Origin of the sequence: Actinomadura darangshiensis, from assembly GCF_004349235.1 — a bacterium.
In the GTDB taxonomy this organism is placed as follows: Bacteria; Actinomycetota; Actinomycetes; order Streptosporangiales; family Streptosporangiaceae; genus Spirillospora; species Spirillospora darangshiensis.
The window spans coordinates 1-12,301 of the sequence record NZ_SMKY01000264.1 but is presented as its reverse complement, the minus strand read 5'-3'; the positions used below and the strand labels follow the sequence as shown (position 1 = coordinate 12,301).

Genomic DNA, 12,301 nt, shown 5'->3' with positions numbered 1-12,301 from the left:
GACAGGTGTGGCTTGGTGAGGGGGTTGGGATGGGGATCGTTTCGCCTGGGTTTCATGGACGGCGGCGCGAGTCCGCGGTTGAGTTGCCGCCGGGGCAGTATCTGACCGAGGACTTCCCGGTGCTGTCGGCGGGGCCTACGCCGCGCGTCAGGGTGGAGGAGTGGGAGTTCACCGTCACCACGGAGACCGGGCACCGCCACAGGTGGACGTGGCAGGACCTGCTGGACCTTCCGTCCGAGACGCCGAGGGTGGACATCCACTGCGTCACCAAGTGGTCGAAGCTGGGGACGGATTGGCAGGGGGTGTCGCTGGACGTCCTGCTGGCCGACGTTGAGACCACGGCCGATTTCGCGCTCGTCCACTCCTACGGCGGGTACACCACAAACCTGCCGCTGGAGGATCTGCTCGACGGGCAGGCATGGATCGTCCATCGTTATGGCGGCGAGGAATTGGCGCCGGAGCACGGTGGACCGGCTCGGCTGCTGGTGCCGCACCTGTATTTCTGGAAGTCGGCGAAATGGGTCAGGGGCATCGACTTGTTGACCGAGAACGAGCCGGGCTTCTGGGAGACCGCCGGCTATCACGACTACGGGGACCCATGGCGCGAGCAGCGGTATCAGGGCGACTAGCGTGGCGCGTGGCGAGGCTGGCCGGGACGAATGAGGAGACCGGCACCGCCCGCACGCTGGTCTTCGACGTGCCGGACTGGCCGGGCCATCTGGCCGGTCAGCACGTCGACGTGCGGCTGACCGCCGAGGACGGGTACACCGCGCAGCGCAGCTACTCGCTCTCCGCGCCTGGCCGGGTCGAGTTGACCGTGCAGCGGATCCCGGACGGCGAGGTGTCCCCATACCTGACCGACGTGATTCGCGTCGGTGATCCGGTCGAGATCCGCGGGCCGGTGGGCGGCTGGTTCGTGTGGCGGCCCGATTCGGGACGGGACGTCCTGCTCGTGGCGGGCGGTTCCGGCATCGCGCCGCTGATGGCCATGATCCGCGCTCGTCGGCTGGCCGGGAGCGGCGCGAGGTTCTGGCTGGTGTACTCCACGCGCACGCCCGATGACGTGTACTACGCCGACGAGCTGCGGCGATCCGATCCTGGTCTGGACGTCACGCACGTCTACACCCGGCTCGCCCCCGAAGGCTGGCCGCGTCCGCCGGGAAGGCTGGCCCCGGCCGATTTCGAGGACGGTCCCGCCGACTGCGACTGCTTCATCTGCGGGCCGACGGGATTCGTGGAGTCGGCCGCCGATCTGCTGCTCGCCCGCGGCCACGATCCGCGGCGGATCAAGACCGAACGGTTCGGCTGAGGCTGAGCGGAGGCTGATGGAGATGAACATGCCCCAGCGGGACGACCCGCCCCGGGTGGACGGCAACGCGCTGGCCGGGCCCCTGAGCGAGTTGTTCGCCGTGGACGTCACGGCGGCCACCGGCCGGTGCGTCAACTGCGGGCTCGCGGGCCCGATCGCCGGGCTGCGCGTGTACGACCGGGCGCCGGGGCTGGTCGCCCGCTGCCCCGGATGCGGCCATGTCGTGCTGCGCTTCGTCCGGACGCCGGACGCGGCCTGGATCGATCTCACCGGGACCGTCTCGCTGCGCGTCCAGCTGCCATCCGGCGAGGAGCGCGAGTGACCGACGGCCGAGCGGGGCAGCCGTTCGCCGACCGGACGGCGTGGGCGCGCAACCTGCGGACGCCGCTCCGTGAGTTCCTGCGCACCGAGACCGGCGGTGCCGTCGTGCTGCTGGTCGCGACGCTCGCCGCGCTGGCCTGGGCGAACGCGGACGCGTCCTCCTACGAGCGGGTGTGGGAGACGCGGCTGTCGGTCCGCTTCGGGGACGCCGGCCTGGCGCAGGACCTGCGGGAGTGGGTCAACGGCGGCCTGATGACGGTGTTCTTCTTCGTGGTCGGGCTCGAAGCGCGCCGCGAGTTCGACATGGGGGAGCTCCGGGACCGGCGGCGGTTCGCGCTGCCGCTGGCCGCCGGCGTCGGCGGGATGGTCGTGCCGGTGGCCGTCTACCTGGCCTTCAACGCCGGGGGGCCGGCCGTGCACGGCTGGGGCGTCGCGATGTCGACCGACACCGCGTTCGCGCTGGGGGTGCTCGCGCTGGTCGGACGTTCCTTCCCCGTCCGGCTGCGCACGTATCTGCTCACGGCCACCGTCGTGGACGACGTCATCGCGCTCGTGGTGATCGCGATCGTCTATAGCGGGGACGTCGCGTTGCCGCCGCTGCTGCTGGGGGCGGGCATCCTCGCCGTGACCGTGCTCGTCCGCGCGTTCGGCGTGCGGCAGATCGGGGTGTACGTCGTGCTGGGGGTCGCCGCGTGGGCGGCGGTCCAGTCGGCGGGGGTGGAGCCGGTGGTCGTCGGCCTGGTCATGGGGCTGCTGACGTACGCCCACCCGGCGGCGCGCGACGATTTGGAGCGCGCCACGGAGGTCTTCAGGCTGTTCCGGGAGCAGCCCACCCCGGAGTTCGCCCGGTCGGCGCGGACGGGGGTGGCCGCGGCGATCTCTCCGAACGAGCGGCTCCAGCTGGTGATCCATCCGTGGGCGAGCTATGTGATCGTGCCGCTGTTCGCGCTGGCCAACGCGGGCATCACGATCAGCGCCGAGTTCCTCGGCCGCGCCTTCACCTCGCCGCTCACGCTCGGCATCGTGGCCGGTTACGTGGCCGGGAAACCGGTCGGCATCGTCGGGGCCTCGTGGCTGGTCACCCGGGTGAGCCGGGGGCGGCTGCGGCCACCGGTCGGGTGGGCGGCGGTCGGCGGGGGCGGCGCGATCGCCGGTATCGGCTTCACGGTGGCCCTGCTGATCGCGACGCTGTCCTTCACCGGTGCGCGGCTGGAGGAGGCGAAGATCGGCGTGCTGTCAGCGGCACTGTGCGCCACGGTCGTGACCTGGGTGGTCGTCCGCGCGACCGCGCTCCTGCCGCCGAGACTGCGGCTGCGCGCGATGGTGGGGACGGCGCAGAGCATCATCGACCTGGCCGCGCCGGTCGACCCCGACCGCGACCACATCCGCGGCCCAGCGCGCGCGCCGGTCACGGTCGTCGAGTACGGGGACTTCGAATGCCCGTACTGCGGGCAGGCGGAATCGGTCATCCGGGAACTGCTCACCGATCACGGGGACGTCCGGTATGTGTGGCGCCACCTGCCGCTCAACGACATCCATCCCCAGGCGCAGCTGGCGGCCGAAGCCGCCGAGGCCGCCGCCGGGCAGGGCCGGTTCTGGGAGATGCACGACCTGCTGCTCGACCGCCAGGACGAGCTGGCACCGAAGGACCTGGTCCGCCACGCCGGCGACCTCGGCCTCGACGCCGACCGATTCCGTGCCGACCTGCGCCGCCACAACGGTGCCGGACGGATCGCCGAGGACGTCGACTCGGCCGATCTGAGCGGTGTCTCCGGCACCCCGACGTTCTTCATCAATGGACGACGCCACGTCGGCGCCTACGACATCGCCACCCTCTCCGCCGCGGTCCGCGGCGCCCGCAAACGCGCGGCGGTGAAGTCACGCGGGTGACCATGCGGCTGGACGGAGCCCGTGCCGGGTTGACCTTGACGTCGCGTCAACGTTTGTAATGAGGGCATGCGGATCGGGGAGCTCGCCGCGCTGGTCGGAGTGTCGACCAGGACCGTGCGGCATTACCACCATCTCGGGCTGCTGCCGGAACCCGAGCGGCTCGCGAACGGGTACCGGGAGTACCGGCTGACGGACGCCGTCGTCCTCGCGCGGGTGCGCAGGCTCGTGGAGCTGGGGCTGTCGCTGGACGAGATCCGGGACGTGCTGGCCGATGAGCGCGGCCGGGACCTGCGCGAGGTGCTGCTCGAACTGGACGCCGACCTGGCCCGGCAGCAGGAGGCCATCGCCACGCGGCGGACACGGCTGGCCGCGCTGCTCAAGGAGGCGGAGCTGCGGCCCGACTCGGCCGTGTCGCCCGAGATGGCGGACGTCCTGCGGGAACTCCCGGCCGGGTCGCGCTTCGCCGAGTTCGACCGGGAACTGCTCGCGCTCGTCGACACCGCGGCCGGGGAGCAGGAGCGGGCCCGGTTCGCCGGGATGCTGCGGTCGTTCACCACCCGGGAGGCGCGCGAGGGCGTCGCCGCGATCTACACGCGGCTGGACGAGATCGCGGACGCGCCTCCGGACGACCCGCGCATCGCAGGGATCGCCGAGGACCTGGCGGGCCGGATACCGGCGGAGATGGCGGCGTTGCTGGCGGGGCAGCGGCTGGACGCCGTCTGGTTGGAGGAGATGCCGGCCGCGCAGCGCGAGGTCTTCAAGCTGCTGGTGACGACCCTGAAGGAGCGAGCGTGCTGAAGATCGCCCGCGCTGCGGCCCGCTTTGACGGATGGCGGACGGCCGTCCGCAGCGTGTGGCGGCTGGTGCCAGAGAAGGTGCGCAGGATCATGGCGTTCGACGCGAAGGGGATGGTCAGCCTGGTGCTGCTCGTCGCGCGCCGCAAACACGGTGTGCCCAGGGGCGCGGTCGGCGTCCCGTACTCGGGCGGGCAGCTCGCCCTGCAGGCGGGGTTCCTCTTCGCGATGGTCGTGGAGGTCGTGGGCTTGGAGATGCTGTTGCGGGCCATCGACGCGCCTGACGGGCTGCGCGCGGCCTTCCTGCTGATCGATCTGTACTCGATCCTGATCGTGCTGGCGGTCATCGCCGCATGCGTCACCCGCCCGCACGTGCTGTCGGACGGGGAGCTGCGCATCCGCTACGGGGCGTTCTTCGACCTTCGGGTTCCGCGTGCGCGGATCTCCTCGCTCCGGGTCTCCCGGAACTACAACGAGAGCGGCATGGTCAAGGTCCGGGACGAGTGGCTCGCGGTGGCGGTGGCGTCCCAGACGAACGTGGTGGTCGAGCTGCGGGAGCCGATCCGCGTCGTCCGGCCCCTCGGCGGACGGGCCGACGTCCGGACGATCCGCTTCTACGCCGACGACCCGTCCCTGCTCATGGACGTCCAGGAACCGGTCGTGATCATTACCAGGGGAAGAGGACGGCCATGACGCTCAGCAGGACGACCCAGAGTGTGAGGCCGAGCGACCCCAGAACGAGCCCTGCCATGGCCAGTTCCCGGCCGCGCTCGCCGGTTCGCTGGATCTCTCTCATGGCCTGGTTGGCGCAGGGGATCGCCGCTGCGCCTAAGAGGGCGCAGCTCACGAGGCCGAGCACGCCGAGAGCGAGAGCGACGATGGCCATCGTGTTGTATTGGCCGGCCGCGCCGTCCTGGCCGGAGGTCACCTTCTGCGAAGCGGCATGAGGTTCGTCTTTCGCAGGGCGGCGGGGCGGCTCGACCGGCCCGTCTTCGTCCCAGTCGTAGGGGCCCCGATCGGGGGATTCCATAGCTCACCTCGCGTCTGGCCATCGTTGTTGACGATCAGATGTTGATCCGCTGCGGAAAAGTTCGCCGACGTGTCGCCGCACCCCGTCTGCGCATGGGTTTTGGTCTACCGGCCACGCACCGGACGTCCGAGGGGGTAGACCTGCAAGCGTGCAGGTGAGTTATGTGAGCGAGGCGACGCCGGGGCGGGAGAACGAGGACTTCGTGGCGGCCGGCCCGGGGTGGGTCGTGCTGCTGGACGGGGCGACGGCGCCGAAAGGGGTGGACAGCGGATGCCGGCACGACCCGGCGTGGCTGGTGCGCCGGCTCGGCGGGCGGATCGCGGCGCTGCTGGCGCTGGAGGACGGCAAGCCGCTGCCCGACCTCGTGGCGGAGGCGATCAAGGTGACGGGGGAGGCGCACACGGGGACGTGCGACCTGGAGAACCCGGACAGCCCGTCCGCGACCGTGTCGCTGCTGCGGCGCCGCGACGAGGCGGTGGAGTGGTTCGTCCTCGCCGACTCCCCGATCGTGGTGGACGTCGGCGAGGTCAGGGTCTTCCGCGACGACCGGGTCGACCACCTTCCGAGCTACACCCTCGAAGGGGTCAGGAAGTCGCGGAACAGCGCCGGCGGGTTCTGGGTGGCGAGCACGAAACCCGAGGCCGCGTACGAGGGGCTGACCGGTGAGGTGCCGGTCGAGGGGCTGAAACGGGCGGCGGTGCTCAGCGACGGCGCGTCCAGGCTCGTGGAGCGGTTCGGCCAGATGGGCTGGGACGACCTGCTCCGCCTCCTCGACGAAGAGGGCCCGCGCGAGCTGGTCAGGCGGACCAGGACGGCGGAGGCGTCGGCGACCGGAGCGCGAGGCAAGCGGTACGACGACGCCACCGCCGTCTTCGTCCGCTTCTAGCGCGTGGCCGGCTTGATGTGCGGCCACCAGGCGTCGAGGTCCTCCGGCAGGTGCATCCCCTCGACGCGGAGGGTGGCGGGCATGAGCGGGAAGCGCCGTCCGGCGGGGAACGTCCGCTCGTAGGACGGCGGGTCGATCACCACGACGCGGGTGCCGTTCACCACCGGGACGTCGGCGGGGACGCCCTCGTTCCAGATCCATTCGCCGTGCGCGTCGACGAGGTTCCACGGGCTGGAGACGACCGGCGGCCCGGGCGGGGCGTCGGCGTCCAGGAAGGCCGCGATGATCTCCGGGGCGGGACGGTCACCGGTCAGCCCGCCGGGGCGTCCGATCAGCGCGCCCGCGAGCAGCATGTGCAGCTGGAAGTTGTCGCCGATCCCGCCGATCGTCACCGTCCAGCCGTGCCGGCTCGCCCGGTCGAGGACGAGCAGGCGCTCGCCGTCCAGGACGCGCAGCAGCGCCTGGTAGTGGTCCATCTGACCGAGGTGCTGGGCGGCCTTCCCGGCGGCGAAGGCGTGGAAGTCGCGGTCCTCGATGCCCGCCCGCACGGACGGCGCCATCTGCAGGACGGTGCAGCCCGCCATCGCGAACTGCGGCAGCGCGAACCACGACATCATCGCGGTCACCGCGCTGTCGCCCAGAGCGGTGCTCACGGTGTCGAAGATCTGCTGGGACGGCTGCTCGTCCTGCATGGACGGCAGCGGCCTGCCGCCGGCCGATTGCTCCCACGCGTCGGCGAACGCCATCGCGGCCGCGGCGACGTCGACGATCCGGTCGACGACGGCCGCGCCGGCGGGGGCCGGGTCGGCGCCCTGCTCGACGCAGGCGCCGGTGACGACGGCGAGCCAGCCGCCGAGGTTCGGGGGCGCCTCGGCGATGCCCTCGGCGAGCCGCGGCAGCGCGGCGTTCAGCTCGGCGGGGGAGGCGGTCTGGGTTGCCTGCATGAGCTGCGGCAGCAACTCGCCGAAGGTCTGGTCCTCGACGAGCGCGGCCCGGACGATCTGGTCGGCGATGTTCGGGAGCGACATGGTTGATCACCCTGGCACAGCGGGCATCACGGGGAGGAACCCGCGCACCATTCTGGAATCTGGTTCTAGAATGGACGGCATGGAGCCACAGGATTTCGCCGACGTGCTGAAGGCCGTCCGCAGCTTCGTCCGCGAGCAGGTCGTCCCCCGCGAGGAGGAGATCGAGGAGACCGACGCGATCCCGGAGCCGCTGCGCCGCACGTCCCGGGACATGGGCCTGTTCGGGTACGCGCTGCCCGAGCAGTACGGCGGCCTCGGCCTGTCGCTCGGCGAGGAGGTGCGGCTCGTCTTCGAGATCGGCTACGCCAGCCCCGCGTTCCGCTCCATGTTCGGCACCAGCAACGGCATCGCCGGGCAGGTCCTGGTCCACTCCGGGACCGACGCGCAGAAGGACGCCTGGCTGCCGAAGCTCGCGTCCGGCGAGGTCATCGGCTCCTTCGCGCTGACCGAGGCCGAGGCCGGCTCCGACCCCAGCGCCCTCACCACGACCGCCGCCCGCGACGGCGGCGACTACGTCATCGACGGCGCCAAGCGGTTCATCACCAACGCCCCCGAGGCCGACGTCCTCATGGTCTTCGCCAGGACGGGCGGCGCCGGCTCCCGCGGCATCTCCACGTTCCTCGTCGAGAAGGGGACGGACGGCCTGACGATCGGCCCGTTTGACCAGAAGATGGGCCAGCGCGGCGCCCACACGGCCGAGGTCTTCTTCGACGGCGTCCGGGTCCCGGCCACCGCCATGGTCGGGACGGAAGGGACGGGTTTCCGCACCGCGATGGCGTCCCTCGCCCATGGACGCCTCAGCATCGCCGCCGTCTGCGTGGGCCTCGCCCAGAGGATCCTGGACGAGACCGTCGCCTACGCGAAGGAACGCAGCCAGGGCGGTAAGACGATCGGCGAATACCAGCTCATCCAGGGGCTCATCGCCGACTCCCAGACCGAGCTGTACGCGGGACGGTCGATGGTCCTCGAAGCGGCCCGCGCCTACGACGCCGGCGAGGACACCAAGCAAGGGCCGTCCTGCGCCAAGTACTTCTGCTCCGAAATGGTCGGACGCGTCGCCGACCGCGCCGTGCAGGTCTACGGCGGCATGGGATACATGCGCGGCGTCGCCGTCGAACGCTTCTACCGGGACGTCCGGCTGTTCCGCATCTACGAGGGGACGAGCCAGATCCAGCAGCTCGTCATCGCCCGCAACCTGCTGCGCTGACCTGCGCGGACGCGGGGGGCGCAAAGCGGTTCGCACCATGCGCCGGGGCCGTGTATGGTTTCACTGCGCGAACGACGCAGGCCCCTTTAGCTCAGTCGGCAGAGCGTCTCCATGGTAAGGAGAAGGTCTACGGTTCGATTCCGTAAAGGGGCTCACGGCAGCACGGCCGCCATCCGACCACTCGGAGGGCGGCCTTCGTCGTATCTTCGGGGCGACCGCCGCGATTCGCTCCATACCGGGGCCTGTGGTACCGTCCCACCCGGTCCCAGCAGGACGTTTCGCAGCTCACCGGCACACCCGGTAATCTGGGAGGCGGTCCAGCGGAGCCCGCGAGACCGATACCCCGATCCGCACTCGGGTTTTCGTGTTTCCAGGGCACGGTGAGCATCCGGTATCCTTGCAATCCGGTCCACACCGACCATCACGGCGGGGTAGCTCAGTCAGGCAGAGCAAGCGGCTCATAATCGCTGTGTCGCCGGTTCAAGTCCGGCCCTCGCTACTACCCATGTCTCTCACCTCCGTCCCGGGGGTGAGCAGGCCTGGGTCGGTAAGTTCCTTGTCCCCAGCGCAGAAAGGCACTCCATCGTGGCTGCCACCGACGTCCGGCCGAAGATCACGCTGGCCTGCCAGGAGTGCAAGCACCGCAACTACATCACGCGGAAGAACCGGCGCAACGACCCGGACCGCCTTGAGATCAAGAAGTACTGCCCCAACTGCAGGACGCACCGTCCGCACAAGGAAACCCGCTGAGGCCACCAGCGCCTCGCGGTAGCAGCTTCTTCGCACGCTTGCCTTGACCTGATCAGCCCGTCCTCGCAGTGAGACCCGCGAGGGCGGGCTGAACGTCGTTCTGTTAGCGTCCGTCCGGAGAAACGGAACCAGCGTGCGCAGGCGGGCACCCGGGCCCGGGCCCTGTTCGACCTGGAGGGACGGATTGCATGGCACTCAACCGTGATTTCATCGGGCGGAGCTTCCCGCCCAGCGACCCGTACGAGGTCAGCCGGGTGAAGATCCGCGAGTTCGCGGACGCGATCGGCGACCGCAACCCGCTCTACCGCGACCCGGAGGCGGCGAAGGCGGCCGGCTACCCCGACGTCATCGCGCCGCCCACCTTCCCCATCGTGGTGTCCCTCGGCAACCCCGGCCTGGCCGACCCCGACCTCGGGCTGAACTACGCGATGGTCGTGCACGGCGAGCAGCGCTTCGAGTACACCCGGCCGCTGCACGCCGGCGACGCCGTCGTCTGCACCTCGACGATCACCGAGATCAGGTCGATCGGCAGCAACGAGAAGATGGTCGTCGAGACCGACGTGAAGACGACCGAGGGCGAGCTGATCTGCAAGACCTACAACACGATCGTGGAGCGGGGGGCCTGATGACCGCCAAGGTGAGCTACGCCGACGTCGAGGTCGGCACCGAGATCCCCGCGCAGACGTTCCCGATCGACCGCGCGAACCTCGTCATGTACGCGGGCGCGTCCGGCGACTTCAACCCGATCCACTGGCGCGAGTCCGTCGCCAAGGCGGTCGGCCTCCCGGACGTGATCGCGCACGGCATGTTCACGATGGCGCAGGGCGGCCGGTTCGTCACCGACTGGGCCGGCGATCCGGGCGCCGTGGTGGACTACGGGGTACGGTTCTCCTCGCCGGTCGTCGTGCCGGACGAGGGCGGCGCGACGCTGGAGATCAGCGGCAAGGTGGAGGAGAAGCTCGACGACGGCAAGGTCGTCGTGGCGCTCACCGCCAGGTCCAACGACCAGAAGGTCCTCACGCGCGCGAAGGCGGTCGTCAAGCTCGCCTGAGCGGCGGAACGGATCGGCGCACCGGCCGGGGGGCGGCCCCGGCCGGTTCCGCCGAGGGCACGCAGGGGGAGGGGAAGACGACGTGGCGGTGCTCGCCGAAGACGTGAACCTGGCCGGATACACCACGCTGCGGCTGGGCGGCCCCGCCAGGCGCTTCATCGAGGCGACGACCGAGGCCGACGTCGTCGCCGCGGTCCGCAAGGCCGACGACGGCGGCGAACCGATCCTCGTGCTCGGCGGCGGCAGCAACCTCGTGGTGTCGGACGACGGGTTCCCCGGCACCGTCGTGCACGTGGGAACTCGCGGTACCGAACGCGTCGCCGTCGAGGGCGACAGGGTCCTCGTCCGCGTCCAGGCCGGCGAGGACTGGGACGCGTTCGCCGCCCGCTGCGTCACCGACGGGCTCGCCGGCGTCGAATGCCTCTCCGGCATCCCGGGGCGCGTCGGCGCCACCCCCATCCAGAACGTCGGCGCGTACGGGCAGGACGTCAGCGAGACGATCGTCGAGGTCCGCGCCTACGACCGCCGGGCCCGTGCCTGCGTCACCCTCGACCGCGACGCCTGCCGGTTCACCTACCGGCACAGCGTCTTCAAGGGCAGCGACCGGTACGTCGTCCTGGACGTGACGTACGCGCTGCACGAGGCCGAGGAGTCGCAGCCGGTCGCGTACGCCGAACTCGCGCGCAAACTGGGTGTCCAGCCGGGGGACAGGGTCACGCTGAAAGAGGCCCGCGACGCCGTCCTCGAACTGCGGCGCGGCAAGGGCATGGTCCTGGACGCGTCCGACCCCGACACCCGCAGCGCCGGATCGTTCTTCACCAACCCGATCCTCGACCCCGGCATGCTCTCCGAACTCGAACGCCGCGTCGCCGACCGCCTCGGCCTGGACGCGGCGTTCCCGCGCTACCCGGAGACCGGCGACCGCGTGAAGACGTCCGCCGCCTGGCTCATCGACCGCGCCGGGTTCGCCAAGGGCCATGCGCTCGGCCCGGCGCGGATCTCCACCAAGCACACCCTCGCCCTCACCAATCCGGGCGGCGCCGGCACCGCCGACCTGCTCGCGCTGGCCCGCGAGGTGCGCGACGGCGTCCGGGACGCGTTCGGGGTCGAGCTCGTCAACGAGCCCGTGCTCGTCGGCGTCACCCTGTGATCCGGTAGGGTCGGAGGCGTCGAGGGGGAGTAGTCCCAATCGCGTTGATCGACATACTGGCGCCGCCGGCGGCGCCCGGTCACGCGGGCCCGGTCATCGACCGCGGCGGACGAGACCTTCGGCCTGGTAGCCATGCCAGGCCGAGGTCGCGAGCGTCAGAGCCCCCGCCCTTCGCCCGGCATCCGAGCGAGAGGGAACCGGTGTCCGCCTTCCTCATCAGCCTGGCCGTGATCTTCGTGGCCGAGCTGGGCGACAAGAGCCAGCTCATGGCCATGACGTTCGCCACCCGCTTCCGGGCGCTCCCGGTGCTGATCGGCATTACGGCCGCGACCGCGCTCGTCCACCTGGCGAGCGTCGCCCTCGGCGCGGCCCTCGGCGCCGCGCTCCCGACCGGCCCGATCTCGATCATCGCCGGCGTCGCGTTCATCGGCTTCGCGCTGTGGACGCTGCGCGGCGACGAGCTGGACGACGACGAGCGCGACAAGGCCAAGCGCGCCACCGGGTCGGCGATCCTCGCCGTCGGCGGCGCGTTCTTCCTGGCCGAGCTGGGCGACAAGACGATGCTCGCCACCGTCACCCTCGCCGCCGACCACGGCGGCCTCCTCGGGCTGACCGGCGTGTGGCTCGGCTCGACGGTGGGGATGGTGGCCGCCGACGCGCTCGCCATCGTCGTCGGCCAGATGCTCGGCCGCAAGCTGCCGGAGCGGGTCATCAAGTACGGCGCGGCGGCCGGTTTCGCCGTCTTCGGCGTCCTGTTGCTGTTCGAGGGCATCACGGCCTGACTTGGCGGGAACCATGAGGGCAGGGCCCTTGCCGTCCGCGGGGCGCGCCGCGGAAGGGCCCGGACGGGAAGTACGACCGTGGCCCTACCCGCCCCCCTCCCCC

At 71.1% G+C, this 12,301-nt stretch carries 15 protein-coding genes and 2 tRNA genes; 15 read left to right on the top strand and 2 right to left on the bottom strand.

Annotated elements, in window-relative coordinates; genetic code table 11:
* Positions 1–29: 29 nt before the first annotated feature.
* From E1293_RS36755 to E1293_RS36730, 6 genes are all read left to right on the top strand, one after another.
* The gene (locus E1293_RS36755) at positions 30–629 is read left to right on the top strand and encodes a sulfite oxidase-like oxidoreductase (protein ID WP_132203024.1); all 600 of its coding nucleotides are present in this window, start codon (positions 30–32) and stop codon (positions 627–629) included.
* A gap of 8 nt (positions 630–637) precedes the next feature.
* Positions 638–1,309 (top strand): ferredoxin reductase, encoded by a 672-nt coding sequence (locus tag E1293_RS36750; protein ID WP_243717082.1) that lies wholly within the window; start codon positions 638–640, stop codon positions 1,307–1,309.
* 28 nt (positions 1,310–1,337) lie between these two features.
* Positions 1,338–1,631 carry a DUF6510 family protein gene (locus E1293_RS36745; protein ID WP_132203026.1) on the top strand — a complete coding sequence of 98 codons (294 nt, stop codon included), beginning with the start codon at positions 1,338–1,340 and terminating at the stop codon, positions 1,629–1,631.
* Positions 1,628–3,520 (top strand): Na+/H+ antiporter NhaA, encoded by a 1,893-nt coding sequence (gene nhaA, locus E1293_RS36740; RefSeq protein WP_207939307.1) that lies wholly within the window; start codon positions 1,628–1,630, stop codon positions 3,518–3,520. Before E1293_RS36745 ends, nhaA begins: the two co-directional genes overlap by 4 nt.
* Before the next feature lie 66 nt (positions 3,521–3,586).
* Positions 3,587–4,318, top strand: a complete 732-nt coding sequence (locus tag E1293_RS36735) for a MerR family transcriptional regulator (protein ID WP_132203019.1) — start codon at positions 3,587–3,589, stop codon at positions 4,316–4,318.
* Positions 4,312–5,007: a hypothetical protein gene (locus tag E1293_RS36730; protein WP_132203017.1), complete on the top strand. Its 696-nt coding sequence runs from the start codon at positions 4,312–4,314 to the stop codon at positions 5,005–5,007. The genes E1293_RS36735 and E1293_RS36730 overlap by 7 nt, the downstream gene beginning before the upstream one ends.
* Here the strand turns inward: E1293_RS36730 and E1293_RS48895 are convergent.
* A complete protein-coding gene (locus E1293_RS48895) occupies positions 4,982–5,344 on the bottom strand; it encodes a DUF4190 domain-containing protein (RefSeq protein ID WP_207939306.1) in 363 nt (120 codons plus the stop codon). The two genes, E1293_RS36730 and E1293_RS48895, sit on opposite strands and share 26 nt — an antisense overlap.
* 163 nt (positions 5,345–5,507) lie before the next feature.
* Here E1293_RS48895 and E1293_RS36720 point away from each other — a divergent pair, with 163 nt between their 5' ends.
* Complete coding sequence (locus E1293_RS36720) at positions 5,508–6,230, top strand: protein phosphatase 2C domain-containing protein (RefSeq protein WP_243717080.1); 723 nt, start codon at positions 5,508–5,510, stop codon at positions 6,228–6,230.
* Here E1293_RS36720 and E1293_RS36715 read toward each other — a convergent pair.
* Positions 6,227–7,258: a hypothetical protein gene (locus E1293_RS36715; protein WP_132203013.1), complete on the bottom strand. Its 1,032-nt coding sequence runs from the start codon at positions 7,256–7,258 to the stop codon at positions 6,227–6,229. The genes E1293_RS36720 and E1293_RS36715 overlap by 4 nt on opposite strands.
* Positions 7,259–7,337: 79 nt before the next feature.
* Between E1293_RS36715 and E1293_RS36710 the strand changes: the two genes are divergently transcribed.
* The 8 genes from E1293_RS36710 to E1293_RS36675 all read left to right on the top strand — a co-directional run bounded on the left by E1293_RS36710 (position 7,338) and on the right by E1293_RS36675 (position 12,198).
* Complete coding sequence (locus E1293_RS36710; RefSeq protein WP_132203011.1) at positions 7,338–8,465, top strand: acyl-CoA dehydrogenase family protein; 1,128 nt, start codon at positions 7,338–7,340, stop codon at positions 8,463–8,465.
* Positions 8,466–8,545: 80 nt separating this feature from the next.
* Positions 8,546–8,618: transfer RNA gene (locus tag E1293_RS36705), tRNA-Thr, on the top strand.
* 272 nt (positions 8,619–8,890) lie between these two features.
* Positions 8,891–8,964, top strand: a tRNA-Met gene (locus E1293_RS36700).
* 86 nt (positions 8,965–9,050) lie between these two features.
* Positions 9,051–9,215, top strand: a complete 165-nt coding sequence (gene rpmG / locus E1293_RS36695; RefSeq protein WP_067466611.1) for a 50S ribosomal protein L33 — start codon at positions 9,051–9,053, stop codon at positions 9,213–9,215.
* A gap of 188 nt (positions 9,216–9,403) precedes the next feature.
* Complete coding sequence (locus E1293_RS36690) at positions 9,404–9,841, top strand: MaoC family dehydratase N-terminal domain-containing protein (protein WP_132203009.1); 438 nt, start codon at positions 9,404–9,406, stop codon at positions 9,839–9,841.
* Complete coding sequence (locus tag E1293_RS36685; RefSeq protein WP_132203007.1) at positions 9,841–10,266, top strand: MaoC family dehydratase; 426 nt, start codon at positions 9,841–9,843, stop codon at positions 10,264–10,266. Before E1293_RS36690 ends, E1293_RS36685 begins: the two co-directional genes overlap by 1 nt.
* Before the next feature lie 82 nt (positions 10,267–10,348).
* Positions 10,349–11,416 carry a UDP-N-acetylmuramate dehydrogenase gene (locus tag E1293_RS36680; RefSeq protein ID WP_132203005.1) on the top strand — a complete coding sequence of 356 codons (1,068 nt, stop codon included), beginning with the start codon at positions 10,349–10,351 and terminating at the stop codon, positions 11,414–11,416.
* A 200-nt stretch (positions 11,417–11,616) separates the two neighbouring features.
* Positions 11,617–12,198, top strand: a complete 582-nt coding sequence (locus tag E1293_RS36675) for a TMEM165/GDT1 family protein (protein WP_132203003.1) — start codon at positions 11,617–11,619, stop codon at positions 12,196–12,198.
* Positions 12,199–12,301: the final 103 nt, after the last annotated feature.

What these genes read in the sequence shown, in the direction of transcription:
- E1293_RS36755 (WP_132203024.1), top strand. Translation starts at nt 30, where the DNA reads ATGGGGATCGTTTCGCCTGGGTTTCATGGACGGCGGCGCGAGTCCGCG.
- E1293_RS36745 (WP_132203026.1), top strand. Translation starts at nt 1,338, where the DNA reads ATGCCCCAGCGGGACGACCCGCCCCGGGTGGACGGCAACGCGCTGGCC.
- E1293_RS36735 (WP_132203019.1), top strand. Translation starts at nt 3,587, where the DNA reads ATGCGGATCGGGGAGCTCGCCGCGCTGGTCGGAGTGTCGACCAGGACC.
- E1293_RS48895 (WP_207939306.1), bottom strand. Translation starts at nt 5,344, where the DNA reads ATGGAATCCCCCGATCGGGGCCCCTACGACTGGGACGAAGACGGGCCG.
- E1293_RS36715 (WP_132203013.1), bottom strand. Translation starts at nt 7,258, where the DNA reads ATGTCGCTCCCGAACATCGCCGACCAGATCGTCCGGGCCGCGCTCGTC.
- E1293_RS36710 (WP_132203011.1), top strand. Translation starts at nt 7,338, where the DNA reads ATGGAGCCACAGGATTTCGCCGACGTGCTGAAGGCCGTCCGCAGCTTC.
- E1293_RS36690 (WP_132203009.1), top strand. Translation starts at nt 9,404, where the DNA reads ATGGCACTCAACCGTGATTTCATCGGGCGGAGCTTCCCGCCCAGCGAC.
- E1293_RS36685 (WP_132203007.1), top strand. Translation starts at nt 9,841, where the DNA reads ATGACCGCCAAGGTGAGCTACGCCGACGTCGAGGTCGGCACCGAGATC.